Raw genomic sequence first — 16,588 nt, 5'->3', positions numbered from 1 at the left:
GACACCGCATGGCTGGCCGGATCCGGGACGAGGACATCGCGCTGGTCCGCGAGCGCACCTCCATCGCCGAGGTGATCTCCGACCGGGTGACGCTGCGCTCGGCCGGCGGCGGCAACCTCAAGGGGCTCTGCCCGTTCCACGACGAGAAGACCCCGTCGTTCACCGTGGCTCCGGCCCGCAACGTCTACTTCTGTCACGGCTGCGGCGCCGGCGGCGACGCGATCAAGTTCCTGATGGACGCCGAGCACCTGACGTTCGTCGAGTCGGTCGAGCGGCTCGCCGACCGGGCCGGCATCCAGCTGCGCTACGACGAGGCGGGTCCGTCGCCCGCCCGCCAGCAGCCCGGTCAGCGGCAGCGGCTGGTGGCGGCGCACGCGGCGGCGCTCGAGTTCTACGCCGGGCAGCTCGGCACCCCCGGGGCCCGGCCGGCGCGGGAGTTCCTCGCCGAGCGCGGCTTCGACCGGGCCGCCGCCGAGCGCTACGGGTGCGGCTTCGCCCCCGACGCGTGGGACCACCTGACCAAGCACCTGCGGCAGAAGGGGTTCACCGGTCCGGAACTGGTCACCGCCGGCCTGTCCCGTGAGTCGCGCTCCGGCTCGCTGATCGACCGGTTCCGCCGCCGGCTGCTCTGGCCGATCCGGGAGCTGACCGGCGACGTGATCGGGTTCGGGGCCCGCAAACTCTTCGACACCGACGACGGCCCGAAATACCTCAACACCCCCGAGACGCCGATCTACAAGAAGTCGCACGTCCTGTACGGCGTCGACCAGGCCAAGCGGGAGATCGCCAAGCAGGGGCGGGCGGTCATCGTCGAGGGGTACACCGACGTGATGGCCTGCCACCTGGCCGGGGTGCCGACGGCCGTGGCGACCTGTGGCACCGCGTTCGGCGTCGACCACATCGGGGTCCTGCGCCGGCTGCTGATGGATGACGATGCTCTCAACGGCGAGATCATATTCACCTTCGACGGCGATGCGGCGGGGCAGAAGGCGGCGCTCCGCGCCTTTGACGAGGACCAGCGCTTCGTCGGCCGTACCTTCATCGCGGTCTCGCCGGACAACATGGACCCGTGCGACCTGCGGCTGGCAAAGGGTGACCTCGCGGTTCGCGACCTAGTTGCGCGGCGCGAGCCTTTGGTTGACTTCACACTGCGCCGGATCCTGGCCCGTCACGACCTCAACTTCGTTGACGGGCGAGTGGAGGCGATGCGCCAGGCTCTGCCCTTGGTGGCCAAACTCAAGGACGGCGTGAAGCGTTATGAGTATGTAACCAAGATCGCACAGGACACCGGCCTCGAAATAGAGGTTGTGCGAGTCGAGATGCAGAAGGTCGAGCTAGCCATGGTTGGTGGTGGCGCAGCGCCGGCCCGGGCGAAGCGGACCGAGCCGGTGCTGGACAGCCCCCAGTCGCTGGTCGAACGTGAGGCGCTCAAACTCGCGCTCCAGGTGCCGGTGCTCGCCGGGCCGATGTTCGACGCGGTCGGCGCGGACGCCTACCGGCATCCGGTGCACGTGGTGGTCCGGGCGGCGGTGGCCGGGGCCGGCGGGGCCACCGGGGCGGTCAGCGGGGCGGTCTGGATCGAGCGGGTCCGCGACGCCTGCACCGACCTGGTGGGCCGGGCCCTGGTCGGGGAGTTGGCGGTCGAGCCGCTGCGGATCGACCGGGAGCCCGATCCCGGCTACGTGTCGGTGACCCTGGCCCAGATCCAGTTGGGTTCGGTCACCGCCCGGATCCGGGAGTTGAAGTCGAGGATCCAGCGGATCAATCCGGTGGCCCAGAAGGACGAATACCTGGCCATGGTGGGTTACCTGGTGCCGCTGGAGCAGCATGCGCGGGCCCTGCGCGAGCAGGCCGTGGGAGGTTTGTAACGTGCGTCTGTTCCGTCGCCGGCCGAAGCTGCCCGCCGACCGGCGCCCCGCCCTCGACCCCGAGGAGCGGATTCTCGCCTGGTCCCCGGCCGGTTCCGGGGACGGCGTGGTCGTGGTGACCAACCGGGGCCTGTGGCTGCCGGGCCGGTCCGGGCGGCTGCCCTGGTACGAGATCCACAAGGCGGTCTGGTCGGGCCGGGAACTGACGGTCACCCCCGCCGAGGTGCTGCGGGTGCACGACGAGTACGCCGTGGTCGCCGACCGGCCGGCCGAGTCCTACCTGCTGCTCGACCCGGGCGAGGTGCCGCACCAGGTGCGTACCCGGGTCACCGGGTCGGTGGCGCACACCGCGCACTATCCGCTGCCCGTCGGGGGAGTGCGGATCGTCGCCCGGCGGGTCAGCGGGGTCGACGGGCTGAGCTGGGCGGTCCGCTACGACCCGGGCACGCCGTACGACGACGACGAGGTGCGCGCCGCCACGGTCGAACTCGTCGAACGGTTCCGGCAGGAGAGCGTGCCGTCCGACCTGTGACACCGGTGCCGCGGCCGGGTCCGGCCGCGGCACCGTGACGGCGGGTCAGCCCCAGATCGCCGACACCCACTCCGGGTGGTCGACGAACGGATTGCGGTTGCCCTGCCAGTTGTCGAAGATGACCTGGTTGCGGCGTCGCTCGAAGGCGTCCGGCGGGTCCTGCTGGTGCCACTTCTTCAGCACCGAGAGCCTGCCGTGGAAGGGCGAGCTGCCGTTGCTGGTGGAGTCGTTGAGTTCCAGGTTCGGCCAGCCGTCGTTGCCCTCGTAGCGGATCGCCATGTAGAAGAGCATCCGGGCGACGTCGCCCTTGTCCGCGTTGCGCGGTTCCCACGAGTCGCTGTCGGTGTAGTTGCCCGGGGCGCTGCTGACCGGGTTGCCGCCGTTGTCGAAGTCCTTGTTGCCACGGGTCGAGTTGACCGTGACGTCGGTCGCCCGCAGGTGGTGTACGTCGGTGCCCGGCCCGGCGGCGGTGCCGAAGTCGCCGTGTGACTGCGCCCAGACGTGTTCACGGTTCCAGTTGCCGGTGCTGCCGCCGTTGCTGTTCTTGCTCCGCGAGGTGCCGGAGTAGAGCAGGAGCACGTTGTTGGCGTTGTTCGGATCCTGGTCGGTCTGCTTCAGCGCGTCCCACACCTGGGCGTACGACAGCCGGGTCTGCACCTTGATGATGTTGTGCAGCGAGCTGCGTAGGGCCGGTCCGGTCTTGCCGACGGCGCTGGCGTAGTACGTCGAGCCCGGGTTGCCGGTCGGGGTCGGCGTGGGGGTGGCGGTGGGGGAGGGCGTCGGGGTCGTGCCGCCGCGGGTGAACGCGGTCGGGTCCTTCAGTCCGGCGTGGCTGAAGTACGCGGTCAGCGTGCCGGTGACGGTTACCGTCGAGCCGAGGGTGCCCGGGTTGGTACGCAGGCCGAAGGCGCTGCGGTAGGCCGCGGTGACCTGGACGTAGAGCATCCGGCCGGTGGCCGTCTCGGCGGCGGAGTCGGCGATGGCGATGGCGGTGTCGCCGGTGAACGCGGAGCGCCGGACCGTGTTGGTGGCCGTCGGCTCACCGACGACGTAGCCGGTGACCGTCGCCGTCCGGCCGTCCTGGGCCGCGATGGCCGCCGCCACGGTGATGCCGGACGCGGCGGACGCCGCCGTCGCCACCACGCCGACCGGTAGGCCGACCGCGAGGACGAGGGCGGCGGCCAGGAGGAGCTGTCGCGGCCTCGACCGCACGGTAGCTGTGACATTCATGCCTGACGATCTTAGTCGAGCTTCGATGAACATCGAAGGAGTTCGACGTTACGAGTACGCCAAGATCCTGGTGATCAGGGGCGGGGAAGCGCGACCCGCCGGCGACACGCGCGACCTGATCCCTGATCACGGGGATCTTGGGGTGGTCAGGTCGGTGCGTCGGCGGCGGTGAAGACGTGGTCGCTGATCATGCGGGTGGCGCCGACCAGGCCGGCCTGGTCGCCCATCTCGGAAAGCACGATCGGCATGGCGCCGGTGGCCAGTGGCAGCGACGACCGGTAGACCACGCCGCGGATCTCGGCGAGCAGTGCGTGTCCGATGCCGGCCAGCCCGCCGCCGATGACGATCATGCCCGGGTTGAAGAAGCTGACCAGGCTGGCGAGCACCTTGCCGACCCGTCGCCCGCCGTCGCGCACCATGCCGATCGCGACCGGGTCGCCGGCCGCCGCGGCGTGGGCGACGTCGAGCGCGGTGAGCGTGCCGGCCTCGGCGAGCTGCTCGGCCAACTGGTCGGAGCGCCCGGAGCGGGCGGCGGCGAGCGCGTCGCGGGTCAGTGCCGCACCACCGAAGTACGCCTCCAGGCAACCGCTGTTGCCGCAGACGCACATCGGGCCGTTGTCGTCGACGGCGGTGTGTCCGATGTCGCCGGCGCAGCCGTTGGCGCCCCGGTAGACGGAACCGCCGACGACGATCCCGGCGCCGATGCCGGCACCGATCTTGACGAACAGGAAGTCGTCGAAGGACTTGGCGATGCCGGCGTGCTTCTCGCCGAGCGCCATGATGTTCACGTCGTTGTCCACCAGCACCGGACAGCCGAGTTCGGTGCCGAACATCTCGCGTACGGGGAAGCGGTGCCAACCGGGCATGAACGGCGGCGACACCGGGATCCCCTCGTGATAGCTGACCGGGCCGGGGATCCCGATCCCGGCGCCGGTGAACCGGGTCGTGCCCGAGTCGGCGCGCAGCTTGGAGACGAGTTCGAGGGCCTGCCCGATGACCGCGGTCGGCCCACGACGCAGCTCGGTGTGCTCGGTGATCCGGGAGATGACGCGCAGTTCGCCGTCGGTGATCGCCACCTCGATGCTGGTCGCGCCGATGCTCACGCTGAGGAACCGGGTGCCGCCGGCGATCCGGACGATCGACGACCGACGACCGCCGCGGGAGGCGGCCGGGCCGACCGTCTCGACCAGCCCCCGCTCGATGAGCCGGTCGATCTCGGTGGCCGCCTTGGAGCGGGACAGCTCGACGGCCTCGCCCAGCTCGGCGCGGGACGCCGGCCCGTCGTCACGCAGCAGGCGAAGCACCCGGGCCTGGTGCGGGTTTTCCGGCCATACGCCCAACACGTCCGTCATCATCCTTATCCCGCCGCGGCGAGACCCGCGGCGGCGAGTCGACTGAGAGCCCTAGGGGCTCGGTGTGAGAAAAGATACCGTACGGCCGCCACAAGTTGACCTAGTGCAGCACCAACTTTGTTCGGACTGATCGAAAAGTTCCCTGAATACGGAATCGGCATCGTGGATGTCGTACCGAGGGGATAGGTTCTTGCGGTGAACGAGACGGGGCAGCGACCACCGGGCCACGACCACACACCATTGCACGGGCCGACGGGCGACGGTGGGCGGGCGCTCATCCACGCGCGGGGCCTGGTCAAGCGGTTCGGTGAATTCACCGCCGTCGACGGGATCGACGTCGACGTGCAGCCGGGCGAGGCGTTCGGATTCCTCGGCCCCAACGGCGCCGGCAAGAGTTCGACCATGCGGATGATCGGCTGTGTCTCGCCACCGACCGACGGGGTCCTGCGCATCGTGGGGCTGGATCCGCGCCGCGACGGCCCGGCCATCCGGGCCCGGCTCGGGGTCTGCCCCCAGCAGGACAACCTCGACCCCGAACTGACCTTGCGGGAGAACCTGACCACCTATGCCCGTTACTTCGGCATCCCGCGCCGGGTGGCCCGCCAGCGGGCCGCCGAACTGCTCGACTTCGTCCAGCTCACCGAGCGGGCGAACAGCAAGGTCGAGCCGCTGTCCGGCGGTATGAAGCGCCGGCTCACCATCGCCCGCGCCCTGGTCAACGAGCCTGACATCGTATTGCTCGACGAGCCGACGACCGGGCTCGACCCGCAGGCCCGGCACCTGGTCTGGGAGCGGCTGTTCCGGCTCAAGCAGCAGGGCGTCACGCTCGTGCTCACCACCCACTACATGGACGAGGCGGAGCAGTTGTGCGACCGGCTCGTCGTCATGGACGGCGGACGGATCGTCGCCGAGGGCTCACCCCGGGCGCTGATCGAGCGCCACTCCACCCGCGAGGTGGTCGAGTTGCGGTTCGCCACCGAGTCGCAGGAGGACTTCGCCGGCAAGCTCGACGGGCTGGGCGAGCGGATCGAGGTGCTGCCCGACCGCATCCTGCTCTACGTGGCGGACGGCGACGCGGCCGTGGCGGAGGTGCACGGGCGGGCGCTGACCCCGGCCAGCGTGCTGGTCCGGCGCAGTTCGCTCGAGGACGTCTTCCTGCACCTGACCGGCCGGACCCTGGTGGACTAGGACGGCCTGTCCGGCCTGGAGCGCCGCGCGAAAGACGGGCCGTTTGTCCGGCGCGACCGCGGGTACCCGCCGGCGCCGGGGCCGTTGCCCCAGAAGACAGGACGACCGCTCAGAGGTGGGGCCCGACCATGACCATGAACGCTGACGAACAGTACGAGCGCGGCCTGGTGGCGCTGCGGCAGGCCGACGGGGGCGCCGGGCAGAAGCTTCTCGAGGCCCTCGCCGACGTCTCACCCGAGCTCAGCCAGCGGTCCGTCGCCTGGTCCTACGGAGACCTCTACGTCCGGCCCGAACTGCAACGCCGCGACCGCGAGTTGCTGACGCTGGGCATCCTCACCGGTCTCGGCGGCGCCGAGGCCCAGCTCGAGGTCCACGTCAACGGCGCCCTCAACGCCGGCCTGACGCCCTCCGAGATCGTCGAGGCGCTGCTGCAGTCGGTGGTCTACTGCGGTGTGCCGCGGGCGGTCAACGCCACCCTCGTCGCCAAGAAGGTCTTCGCCGAGCGCAACCTGCTCCCCGTGCGCCCCGCACCGGCCGGCTGACCCCCGGCCGCGAATCCCGCTACCGGACACGCCGGGCCCTCCGATAACGTCGGTGCCCGGCGATATCGTCGGTGTCCCGGTCGAGGTTGCCACCGCTGGCGGACCTGGGCCGTGAGCGTCGGCGCCGAGCGGGAGGCAGTCATGTGGGGAAGCGCGGCCGGCCGGACGCCGGTCGACCGATGAGTGTCGGCACGACGGCGGTCCGGCGCGGCGGCGGCGGCGCGCTCTCCGTACTCGAATACAACATCGTCGGCTACCGCCGCACCTGGCGCTCGAGCGCGCTGTCGTCGTTCCTGCTGCCGCTGCTGACGGTCGTGGGCTTCGGCGTCGGGGTCGGCTCCTACATCGAGGGCGGGGTCGGCGGAGTGTCCTACCTCGACTTCATCCTGCCCGGCCTGCTCGCCTCGACCGCGTTGCAGGTGGCGATCGGGGAGTCGTCGTGGCAGGTGCTCGGCAACTTCGAGTGGGTCCGCACCTATTTCGCGCAGGCCAGCGCGCCGCTGCGGGTCGCCGACATCCTCGGCGGTCACCTGCTCTTCGTCCTCTTCCGGGTGCTGGTCAGCAGTGTCGCGTTCCTGCTGGTGGCGGCGGCCTTCGGCACGCTGCACTCGCCGTGGGCGCTGGCGACGCTGCCGTTGGTGCTGCTGATCGGATTCGCGGTGGCCGCGCCGACCTTCGCCTTCAGCGCCTCGATCCGTTCCGACAGTTACCTCTCCCTGCTGTTCCGCTTTGCCGTGGTTCCGATGACCCTGTTCGCCGGGGTCTTCTTCCCGGTCGAGCAGTTGCCGGCGGCGCTGCGCTGGCTGGCCTACCTGTCCCCGCTGTGGCACGGGGTCGACCTGAGCCGGGCCGCCACGCTGGGCATCACTCCCCAGTGGTCCGTTGCGGGCCACCTGCTCTACCTGCTGGCATGGGCGGTCGCCGGGTGGCTGCTGGCGCACGCCCGGTTCAAGCGCCGACTGGTGTTCTGAGAGGAGATCGGCGTGGTGAGCATCGTCCTGCCCAAGCTGGTCAGTTTCGAGGGCCCGGCCCGCCGGGCGTTCTCGGTGACCGAGCGCAACGCGGCGGCGCTCAAGTCGGCCTACTGGGTCGTGATGATCTCCGGCTTCTTCGAGCCGCTGCTCTACCTGCTGTCGATCGGCGTGGGGGTGGGGGCGCTGGTCGGCGACCTGACACTGCCCGGCGGCCAGGTGGTCACGTACGCCGCGTTCGTCGCCCCGGCGATGCTCGCCGCCTCCGCCATGACCGGTGCGCTCTCGGAGACCACCTTCAACTTCTTCGGCAAGATGAAGTACATGAAGCTGTACGACGGGATCCTGGCGACCCCGGTGCAGCCCTTCGAGATCGCGCTGGGCGAGCTGGCCTGGGCGATGATCCGCGGTTCGAGCTATTCCGCCGCCTTCCTCGTGGTGATGGTGTGGATGGACCTCACGACCGTCGGCCGGGCGCTGGTCGCCTTTCCGGCCGCGGTGCTGGTCGGCTTCACCTTCGGTGCGCTCGGCATGGCGCTGTCGACGTTCATGCGCAGCTGGCAGGACTTCGACCTGATGGGGTCGGTGCAGTTCAGCCTCTTTCTCTTCTCCGGCACCTTCGTGCCGGCCGAGGTCTACCCGACCGTCCTGCGCTGGCTGGTCGAGCTGACGCCGCTCTACCGGGCCGTACACCTGATCCGTGACCTGAGCATCGGTTCGGCCGGCCCGGCGCAGCTACTCGACGTCGCCTACCTGCTCGCCCTGACCGTGTTCGGGCTCGTGCTCGCGGGTCGCCGGATGGGCCGGCTGCTGACCCGCTGACCTGCCGGGAGAACGCCCGGTCGGCGGGCCCGGGCGCGACTTCTCGACGCTGCAGGACAAAGTTTGGTTCGTTCAGGTCTTTCTTTCCCTCCTCGCTAGCGATACCGTCTGCCCCAGACGTAACACGCGCGACACAGCGTCGCAAAAGTCGAGGTCAGAACCCCCATCGAGGTCCGTCGAGCCCGGTTCGTGCCCCCGAGGGCGGGCAGACGCGAACGATCCTTCTACTCGTCATCGGCGGCCGTCGGCCGCCCCAGAAAGGTGGACAAGAATGGACGAGGCGCAGCGCCGCGAGGGCCAGCCCGGTCGGCCCAACCCCCAGCTCACCCGGCGTCGTATCCTCACCGCCTCCGCGGGTGCCGCGGCCGTCCTCGGCGCCGCCGGCCTGCCGGTTCTCCAGACCGCCACCCCGGCGATCGGTAAGGGCACCTGGACGGTCGAGCCGCTCATCCCCGAGCAGAACCGCGGCATCATCCTCTACAGTGTGCGGGACCGGATCTCGGCGGCGCCCGACGACAGCGGCGTGCCGTACGGCTTCGAGCGGGTGCTCGCCCGGCTGGCCGAACTCGGCTACAAGGAGATCGAGTTCGCCGGCTACAACCAGCACAGCTCGATCCTGGGCCGGCAGATCACCCCGACCGAGATCCGCAAGATCCTCGACGACAATGGTCTGGTCGCCAACGGCACGCACGCGTCGATCAACGCGGCCACGTTCCAGCAGCAGCTCGACATCGCCGAGGAACTCGGCATGAAGAACATCGGCACCGGCAGCGACCCGACCAACAGCAACTACCAGTCCGACTGGGACGCCGCCGCCGACCTCTGGAACGAGCTGGGCCGGCAGGCCCGCGACCGGAAGATGCGGCTCTACACGCACAACCACGACGCGGCCTACAACTTCCTGCTCGACGCCGGGCCGCTGGACGCCAACGGCCGGCCGACCCGGTCCTCCGGTGTCCGCAAGCTCGAATACTTCATGGCGAAGACCGACGCCAAGTACGTCTTCTTCGAGATGGACATCTACTGGGGCTACGTGGCCCGCTTCAAGCACACCAAGTACATCAACTCGGCGGGCCGGGAGCGGACCAGCATCTTCGATCCGATCCTGACCGTGGCGCGGCGGACCAAGCGCTTCCCGCTCTTCCACGCCAAGGACGGCAACCGGAACACCGCCCTGGCCAACGGCTACGAGATGACCCCGCTCGGCGAGGGCGACATCAACTTCCAGCAGTTCTTCCAGACCATCGGTGAGCCGGACTTCCACCACGCCAACTGGGAGCAGGACAGCGCGCCGGGTGGCGCCGCCAACCCGGGGCAGTCGCTGGACTTCGCCGCGCTCAGCTACCAGAACATGGCAGACCTGACCATCTACCGTAACGAGTAGTTCCGTCCCCGTCGATGTCCCGGCCGCGCCCCGCGCGGCCGGGACATCGGCATGCCCTCCGGGCGAAGCCTCGGACGCGGCTCCGGAAACCCGTGCTGACCAGGCATTTCGCGATTCGCGGAGACCGGGCTGCGCGGGTTCGACGATTGCTTCCGGCAGGTTGATCAGAGACTTCTGTTCAACTTGATAAAAGTTCGGCTTCAGGCGACCAAAGGTCTTTACAGTCGGCCGCGCCGGCTCCTACTGTGTCCAACACGACACGCCGATGTTGCGGCGGCGTAAACCACCGGAGGTGGACCAGTGCGCACCGCGGATGCGCTGCACCTGCGCCTGCTACGGCTCCTGCGAGACCATGGTGCGATCTCCCGCGCGGAGCTCGCCGATCAGTTGCAGATCCCCCGGCCGCGTCTGCTCGCCGAGCTCGACCGGCTGGTCAGTACCGGCTTCGTCACCGAGGCCGGGATGGCCGCGTCGCGTGGCGGCCGCCGTTCCACACTCGTCGAACTCAACCCCGGGCTGCGCTTCGCGGCCGTCGACCTCGGCGCCAGCTCCATCGACGTCGAGGTGACCAACGGCCGGTTGGAGCCGATCGCCAACTACACCGAGGCGGCCGACATCCGTACCGGCCCGAAGGCCATCCTGCACCGGGTCAACGAACTGCTGGCCAAGGCCCGGGTCGACGGGGTCTACGAGAAGCTCGACGCGGTGGGCGTCGGCGTACCCGGTCCGGTCAGCTACCGCGACGGGGTCCCGGTGTCGCCGCCGATCATGCCGGGTTGGGACCGTTTCCCGGTCCGCGAACTGCTCACCCGTGAGCACGGCTGCCCGGCCGCGGTGGACAACGACGTCAACATCATGGCGATCGGTGAGCGGCACGGCGGGGTCGCGCACACCGTCGACGACTTCCTTTTCGTCAAGATCGGCACCGGCATCGGTTGCGGCATCTACCTCAGCGGCGAGGTCTACCGCGGCATCGACGGCTGCGCCGGCGACATCGGACACATCCAGGTCGACAGCCACGGTCCGATGTGCACCTGCGGCAACGTCGGTTGCCTGGAGGCGCACTTCGGCGGGGCGGCGCTGGCCAAGGACGCCACCCTGGCGGCCCGTTCCGGCGCCTCGCCGGCCCTGGCCGAGCGGCTCGCCGCGGCCGGCGTACTGACCGCCCGCGACGTCGCCCAGGGCGCCACCGAGGGCGACGTCACCTGCGTACGGCTCATCCGCGACGGGGGTCGCCGGGTCGGCAGCGTGCTCGCCGGGCTGGTCAGTTTCGCCAATCCGTCCATGATCGTCATTGGGGGAGGGCTCGCTCACTTGGGGCACATCCTGCTGGCGGAGATCCGCAGTGTGGTCTACCGCCGTTCACTTCCGCTGGCCACCGGGAACCTGCCGGTGGTGCTGTCCGAGCTGGGCTCGCGTGCCGGGGTCACCGGCGCCGCCGTACTCGCCAGCGACGTCGCCTTCGAGCAGGCGTCATGAGCGAGCGTAGCGAGCGAATCGGTTGGCTCAGGTTGGCGCATGGCGGTCGCGACCGAAGGGAGCTGACGTCATGAGCGTCGAGACCGGCAAGGCCGCCGGGGCCGAGGTCGTGCTGCGGCTGACCGACGTGGTGAAGACCTTCCCCGGCGTACGGGCCCTCGACGGGGTGCAGCTGGAGGTGCGGGCCGGTGAGGTGCACTGCCTGCTCGGCCAGAACGGTGCCGGCAAGTCCACTCTGATCAAGGTGCTGTCCGGGGTGCACCGGCCGGACTCGGGCCAGGTCGAGTGGCTCGGCGAACAGGTCAACTTCGGCAACCCGCAGGCCGCCATGAAGGCCGGCATCGCCACCATCTACCAGGAGCTCGACCTGGTCGAGGACCTGTCGGTGGCGGAGAACGCGTTTCTCGGCCACGAGCCGCGCCGGCTCGGCTTCGTCCGTAAGGGGCCGATGTCCCGGCAGACCCGGGAGATCCTGGGGCGGCTCGGGCACGCCGAGATCCCGCCCGGCCGGCTGGTCCGGTCGCTGCCGGCCGCCGGCAAGCAGATCGTCAGCATGGCCCGGGCGCTGTCCCACGAGGCCCGGCTGATCATCATGGACGAGCCGAGCGCGGTGCTCGCGCACGACGAGGTCGGCAACCTCTTCCGGATCATCCGCGAGCTGACCGCCCAGGGGATCGCGGTCATCTACATCTCGCACCGGATGGAGGAGATCCGCGAGATCGGCGACCGGGTCACCGTGCTCAAGGACGGCCGCACCACCGCCGCCAACCTGCCGGCGCAGAGCACCCCGACCCGGGAACTGGTCAGCAAGATGACCGGCCGCACGATCGAGTACGTCTTCCCGGACCGGGCCCCGGTGGCCCGCCCCGACGAGGAGTTGCTGCGGGTCGACGGCCTCACCCGCCACGGCGAGTTCGCCGACGTGTCGCTCACCGTGCATCCGGGCGAGATCGTCGGGATCGCCGGCCTGGTCGGCTCGGGCCGGTCCGAGCTGCTGGAGACCATCTTCGGCGCCCGCCGGTCGGAGTCGGGCACGGTCCGGATGGCCGGCAGGACCCTGCGCCCCGGGAGCGTGGGCTCGGCGGTCCGGGCCGGGCTCGGCATGGCTCCCGAGGAGCGCAAGAGCCAGGCGCTGCTGCTCGGCGAGCCGATCTACCGCAACGTCACTCTGGCCACCTTCGCCCAGATCGCCAAGGGCGGCTTCACCCGCTCCGGGCAGGAGCTGGCCGCGGCCGAGAAGGTCGCCGACTCGCTGGAGCTGCGGCCCCGCGACGTACGGCGACCGGTCCGCCAGCTTTCCGGCGGCAACCAGCAGAAGGTGGTGGTCGGCCGCTGGCTGCTGGGTGACACCCGCCTGCTCCTGCTCGACGAGCCGACCCGGGGTGTGGACGTCGGCGCCCGGGCCGAGCTCTACCAGGTGATCCGCGACCTGGCGGCGAAGGGGGTCGGGGTGCTGCTGGTCTCCAGCGAGGTGCCCGAGGTGCTCGGTCTGTCCGACCGGGTGCTGGTGATGCGTGAGGGCCGGGTCATCCACGAGGCGCCGGGTGACGCGATCGACGAAGAGACCGTGCTCGACCTCGTGATGGCGGGGTCGCTTATGGAGGGCGAAGCCGCGTGACGACGAGCGAGAAAGAGACGGCTGCCGCCACACCGGGGCAGGTGGGCAAGGCGGCGCCGCCGGCCGGTCCGCACCACGGCTCCGGTGGTCCGGCGAAGGAGAGCTGGTGGAAGTCGGACGCCAACGAGAACGCCCGCCGTAACCTCGGGCTGGTCGGTGTCCTGGTGGCGCTGGTGGTGATCGGTATCGCCACCCGGCCGGACCTCTACAGCGACCCGACCTGGGTGAAGAACAACATCTTCACCATCCTGCAGCAGGCGTCGGCGATCGGCGTGGTCACCGTCGGCATGACGTTCGTGATCATCGGGGGCGGCATCGACCTCTCGGTCGGCGCGATCATGGCACTGGCCGGGGTGTGGGCCACCACGGTCGCCACCCAGAGTTTCGGCGCGGGCGGCATGATCTTCACCGCGCTGGCCGTCGGTCTCGGGGTCGGCCTGGTCAACGGGGTACTGATCTCCTACGGCAGGCTGGTGCCGTTCATCGCGACACTGGCGATGATGGTCGCCGCCCGCGGACTGGCCGCCGAGATCTCCGACAAGCAGACCCAGGTCTCCACCTCCTCGGTGATCAACGGCATCGCCACCCAGCGGATCCTGGGCATCCCGCTGCTGGTGATCATTCTGGCGCTGGTGGTCGCGGCCGGTTGGGTGCTGCTCAACCGCACCACGTTCGGCCGGCGTACGGTCGCCGTCGGTGGCAACAGCGAGGCGGCCCGGCTCGCCGGCATCAACGTCAAGTGGCACACCCTGCTGCTCTACGGCCTCTCCGGGCTGTGCTGCGGGATCGCCGCGATCATGCTGATGGCGCAGGCCAACTCGGCCCAGGCCGCCATGGCCAACCTCTACGAGCTCGACGCCATCGCGGCGGCGATCATCGGTGGGACGCTGCTCAGCGGCGGCCGCGGCACCATCATGGGCGCGCTGTTCGGCGTGCTGGTCTTCTCCACGATCACCAACCTGTTCGCGATCAACGGTCTGTCGACCGAGTCGCAGAACATGATCAAGGGCGCCATCATCGTGGCCGCCGTGCTCATCCAGGAGTTCCGCTTCAAGTCCGTGAGTCAGCTCTTCACCCGTAACAAGGGCGCCACCGCCTAGAGCAGATATCCGCACCACTCCGGGTGAGCGTCCGTCAGGGACGCCCGCCGGGCTCGCCACACCCTCGATACCCCCCACCACTGCTGAAAATCAGGAGGTCGTCATGACCAAGGACGGACGCGATCTGTCCCGCCGCCGGCTGCTGCTGGGCGGAGCGGCGCTCGGCGCCGGCGCCCTGCTCACCGCCTGCACGAGCAACGAGGCCGCCCCGCAGACCGCCCAGACCATGGGCGCCAACGCGGGCAACCCGAACTCCTCGCCGGGCCAGCGGGTGGTGATCGGCTTCTCCGCGCCGGCCGCCGACCACGGCTGGATGGCCGCCATCATCAACAACGCGCGGGCCCAGGCCGCGGCGTACTCGGACGTGGAACTCAAGGTCGTCGAGGCCGGCGCCGACGCGGCGGCCCAGCGGGCCGGTGTCGACACCCTGATCGCCGAGAAGCCGAACGTGCTGGTGATGCTGCCGCACGACGGTGCGGAACTGACCGCCAGCGGCGTCAAGGCGATGCAGGCCGGCATCCCGGTGATCAACCTGGACCGGGCCTTCAACCAGGCGCTCGCCTACCGCACCCTGATCAAGGGCGACAACTACGGCATGGGCGTCTCGGCCGGCAACTACGTCATCGAGCAGATGCGGGCCAAGGGGGTCAGCAGCCCGGTGATCGCCGAGATCGCCGGTATCGACTCGCTGCCGCTGACCCAGGAGCGGTCGGCCGGGTTCCGCGACACGCTGACCGCCGCGGGCTTCCAGATCGCCAACCGGCGGGCGGCGGAGTTCACCGCCGACTCCGGCCAGCGTGAGGCGGCCAACCTGCTCCAGGCCCTGCCGAAGATCGACGCGCTGTGGAACCACGACGACGACCAGGGCATCGGTGTGCTCGCCGCGATCAGCCAGGCGAACCGCAGCGAACTCATCATGATCGGCGGTGCCGGCTCGAAGGCCGCGATCGAGGCGATCCAGGCCGACAGCGGCGTGCTCAAGGCGACGGTCACCTACAGCCCGTCGATGGCCTCCTCGGCGATCTCCCTGGCCCGGCTGATCGGCCAGAACAAGGGAATGGGCGACCTGGTCGAACTCCAGGTGCCGAAGGAGATCACGCTGGCCTCCGAGACCATCACCAAGGAGAACGCGAGCAACTACATCTCGCTCGGGTTCTGATCCACGGCAAGGCGGGGGGAGGCCCACGTTGTCCACTGTAGATAAAGAGTTGCGGATCGGGATGGTCGGCTACGCCTTCATGGGTGCGGCGCACTCACAGGCGTGGCGTACCGTCAACCGGGTCTACGACCTGCCGGCGTACGCCCGGATGACGGCGATCTGCGGCCGCGACGAGTCCAAGGTGGCCGAGGCCGCCGCGCGGCTCGGATGGGACGGACACACCACCGACTGGCGTTCGCTGGTCGACCGGGACGACATCGACGTGATCGACGTCTGCACCCCGGGCGACAGCCACGCCGAGATCGCGATCGCGGCGCTGGCGGCGGGCAAGCACGTGCTGTGCGAGAAGCCGCTGGCCAACACGGTCGACGAGGCCCGGGCCATGGCCGCCGCGGCGGCCGAGGCCCGGTCGGTCGGGGTACGGTCCATGTGCGGGTTCAACTACCGCCGGGTCCCCGCGATCGCCCTGATGCGTCAGCTCGTCGCCGACGGCCGGATCGGCGAGATCCGGCACGTCCGCGCGACGTACCTCCAGGACTGGCTCGTCGACCCGACGGTGCCGCTGGCCTGGCGGTTGCAGAAGGACAAGGCGGGCTCCGGCGCGCTCGGTGACATCGGTGCCCACATCATCGACGCCACCGAGTTCGTCACCGGCCAGCGGATCGCCAGCGTGAGCGGCCTGATCGAGACCTTCGTCAAGGAGCGTCCGCTGCCGGGCGAGGCGAGCGGACTCGCCGCGAAGTCGCTCGCGCTCGTCGACGGGTCCGCTCCGGCGACCGGCCCGGTGACGGTCGACGACGCGGCGCTGTTCACCGCCCGGCTCGACGGCGGGGCGGTCGGCAGCTACGAGGCGACCCGGTTCGCCACCGGCCGCAAGAACGGGTTGCGGATCGAGATCAACGGCTCGCTCGGATCGGTCGCGTTCGACTTCGAGCGCATGAACGAGCTGGAGTTCTACGACGCCGCCCGGCCGACCAGCGAGCAGGGCTTCAGCCGGATCCTGGTGACCGAGCCGGACCACCCGTACATGTCGGCGTGGTGGCCGGCCGGCCACCTCATCGGCTACGAGCACTCCTTCACCCACCAGGCCCGCGACTTCCTCGAGGCGGTCGCGACCGGGGTGGACCCGACACCGTCGTTCGACGACGCGCTCCACGTCCAGCTCGTGCTGGAGGCCGTGGAGCGGTCGGCGGCGACGGGTGCGTGGATCGCGGTGGATTCGGCCCTGACCGCGGTCAACGCCTGATCGAAGTACGAGGTCTCCTCGGGCCCGAGTGCGAGGGGCCGGACGTGGTTGCGCCCCACGCCCGGTCGACGACGGCCCGAGGGTAGGCCGTCCGGCG

14 protein-coding genes are annotated in these 16,588 nt (G+C 70.1%); 12 read left to right on the top strand and 2 right to left on the bottom strand.

The genetic code is table 11. The annotated features are described in order from the left end of the window. Positions 1–8: 8 nt before the first annotated feature. Positions 9–1,868: a DNA primase gene (dnaG, locus tag Prubr_RS03720; RefSeq protein WP_212821675.1), complete on the top strand. Its 1,860-nt coding sequence runs from the start codon at positions 9–11 to the stop codon at positions 1,866–1,868. A 1-nt stretch (position 1,869) separates the two neighbouring features. Beyond that, complete coding sequence (locus Prubr_RS03715; protein WP_212821673.1) at positions 1,870–2,400, top strand: hypothetical protein; 531 nt, start codon at positions 1,870–1,872, stop codon at positions 2,398–2,400. Positions 2,401–2,445: 45 nt separating this feature from the next. Here Prubr_RS03715 and Prubr_RS03710 read toward each other — a convergent pair whose 3' ends face one another. After that, positions 2,446–3,630, bottom strand: coding sequence for an endonuclease (locus Prubr_RS03710; protein WP_212821671.1), 1,185 nt, complete (start codon positions 3,628–3,630; stop codon positions 2,446–2,448). A 146-nt stretch (positions 3,631–3,776) separates the two neighbouring features. Continuing rightward, complete coding sequence (locus Prubr_RS03705; RefSeq protein WP_212821669.1) at positions 3,777–4,982, bottom strand: ROK family transcriptional regulator; 1,206 nt, start codon at positions 4,980–4,982, stop codon at positions 3,777–3,779. Positions 4,983–5,222: 240 nt separating this feature from the next. On the opposite strand from Prubr_RS03705, the gene Prubr_RS03700 reads away from it, so the two are divergent. The 10 genes from Prubr_RS03700 to Prubr_RS03655 all read left to right on the top strand — a co-directional run bounded on the left by Prubr_RS03700 (position 5,223) and on the right by Prubr_RS03655 (position 16,491). Beyond that, positions 5,223–6,170 (top strand): ABC transporter ATP-binding protein, encoded by a 948-nt coding sequence (locus Prubr_RS03700; RefSeq protein WP_212827418.1) that lies wholly within the window; start codon positions 5,223–5,225, stop codon positions 6,168–6,170. Between the two features lie 128 nt (positions 6,171–6,298). Then, complete coding sequence (locus Prubr_RS03695; RefSeq protein WP_212821668.1) at positions 6,299–6,712, top strand: carboxymuconolactone decarboxylase family protein; 414 nt, start codon at positions 6,299–6,301, stop codon at positions 6,710–6,712. Positions 6,713–6,891: 179 nt separating this feature from the next. Beyond that, the gene (locus tag Prubr_RS03690; protein WP_212821666.1) at positions 6,892–7,683 is read left to right on the top strand and encodes an ABC transporter permease; all 792 of its coding nucleotides are present in this window, start codon (positions 6,892–6,894) and stop codon (positions 7,681–7,683) included. A gap of 12 nt (positions 7,684–7,695) precedes the next feature. Beyond that, the gene (locus tag Prubr_RS03685) at positions 7,696–8,505 is read left to right on the top strand and encodes an ABC transporter permease (protein ID WP_212821664.1); all 810 of its coding nucleotides are present in this window, start codon (positions 7,696–7,698) and stop codon (positions 8,503–8,505) included. Positions 8,506–8,776: 271 nt separating this feature from the next. Next, a complete protein-coding gene (locus tag Prubr_RS03680) occupies positions 8,777–9,889 on the top strand; it encodes a sugar phosphate isomerase/epimerase family protein (RefSeq protein ID WP_212821662.1) in 1,113 nt (370 codons plus the stop codon). Between the two features lie 300 nt (positions 9,890–10,189). After that, a complete protein-coding gene (locus Prubr_RS03675) occupies positions 10,190–11,368 on the top strand; it encodes an ROK family transcriptional regulator (RefSeq protein WP_212821660.1) in 1,179 nt (392 codons plus the stop codon). Between the two features lie 70 nt (positions 11,369–11,438). Continuing rightward, complete coding sequence (locus Prubr_RS03670) at positions 11,439–12,986, top strand: sugar ABC transporter ATP-binding protein (protein WP_212821657.1); 1,548 nt, start codon at positions 11,439–11,441, stop codon at positions 12,984–12,986. 41 nt (positions 12,987–13,027) lie between these two features. Next, a complete protein-coding gene (locus Prubr_RS03665; protein WP_212827416.1) occupies positions 13,028–14,086 on the top strand; it encodes an ABC transporter permease in 1,059 nt (352 codons plus the stop codon). Positions 14,087–14,189: 103 nt separating this feature from the next. Next, a complete protein-coding gene (locus Prubr_RS03660; protein WP_212821655.1) occupies positions 14,190–15,245 on the top strand; it encodes a substrate-binding domain-containing protein in 1,056 nt (351 codons plus the stop codon). A gap of 61 nt (positions 15,246–15,306) precedes the next feature. Beyond that, positions 15,307–16,491, top strand: a complete 1,185-nt coding sequence (locus Prubr_RS03655) for a Gfo/Idh/MocA family protein (protein ID WP_212827414.1) — start codon at positions 15,307–15,309, stop codon at positions 16,489–16,491. Positions 16,492–16,588: the final 97 nt, after the last annotated feature.

It is taken from the genome of Polymorphospora rubra (assembly GCF_018324255.1).
GTDB classification, from domain to species: domain Bacteria; phylum Actinomycetota; class Actinomycetes; order Mycobacteriales; family Micromonosporaceae; genus Polymorphospora; species Polymorphospora rubra.
Note: the sequence above shows the minus strand (reverse complement) of the source record. Positions and strands in the feature narration are given on the sequence as shown.

Excerpts from the sequence above, each read along its gene's own strand:
- dnaG (WP_212821675.1), top strand. The coding sequence starts at position 9 with ATGGCTGGCCGGATCCGGGACGAGGACATCGCGCTGGTCCGCGAGCGC.
- Prubr_RS03705 (WP_212821669.1), bottom strand. The coding sequence starts at position 4,982 with ATGACGGACGTGTTGGGCGTATGGCCGGAAAACCCGCACCAGGCCCGG.
- Prubr_RS03695 (WP_212821668.1), top strand. The coding sequence starts at position 6,299 with ATGACCATGAACGCTGACGAACAGTACGAGCGCGGCCTGGTGGCGCTG.
- Prubr_RS03710 (WP_212821671.1), bottom strand. The coding sequence starts at position 3,630 with ATGAATGTCACAGCTACCGTGCGGTCGAGGCCGCGACAGCTCCTCCTG.
- Prubr_RS03655 (WP_212827414.1), top strand. The coding sequence starts at position 15,307 with ATGGTCGGCTACGCCTTCATGGGTGCGGCGCACTCACAGGCGTGGCGT.
- Prubr_RS03690 (WP_212821666.1), top strand. The coding sequence starts at position 6,892 with ATGAGTGTCGGCACGACGGCGGTCCGGCGCGGCGGCGGCGGCGCGCTC.
- Prubr_RS03680 (WP_212821662.1), top strand. The coding sequence starts at position 8,777 with ATGGACGAGGCGCAGCGCCGCGAGGGCCAGCCCGGTCGGCCCAACCCC.
- Prubr_RS03670 (WP_212821657.1), top strand. The coding sequence starts at position 11,439 with ATGAGCGTCGAGACCGGCAAGGCCGCCGGGGCCGAGGTCGTGCTGCGG.
- Prubr_RS03660 (WP_212821655.1), top strand. The coding sequence starts at position 14,190 with ATGACCAAGGACGGACGCGATCTGTCCCGCCGCCGGCTGCTGCTGGGC.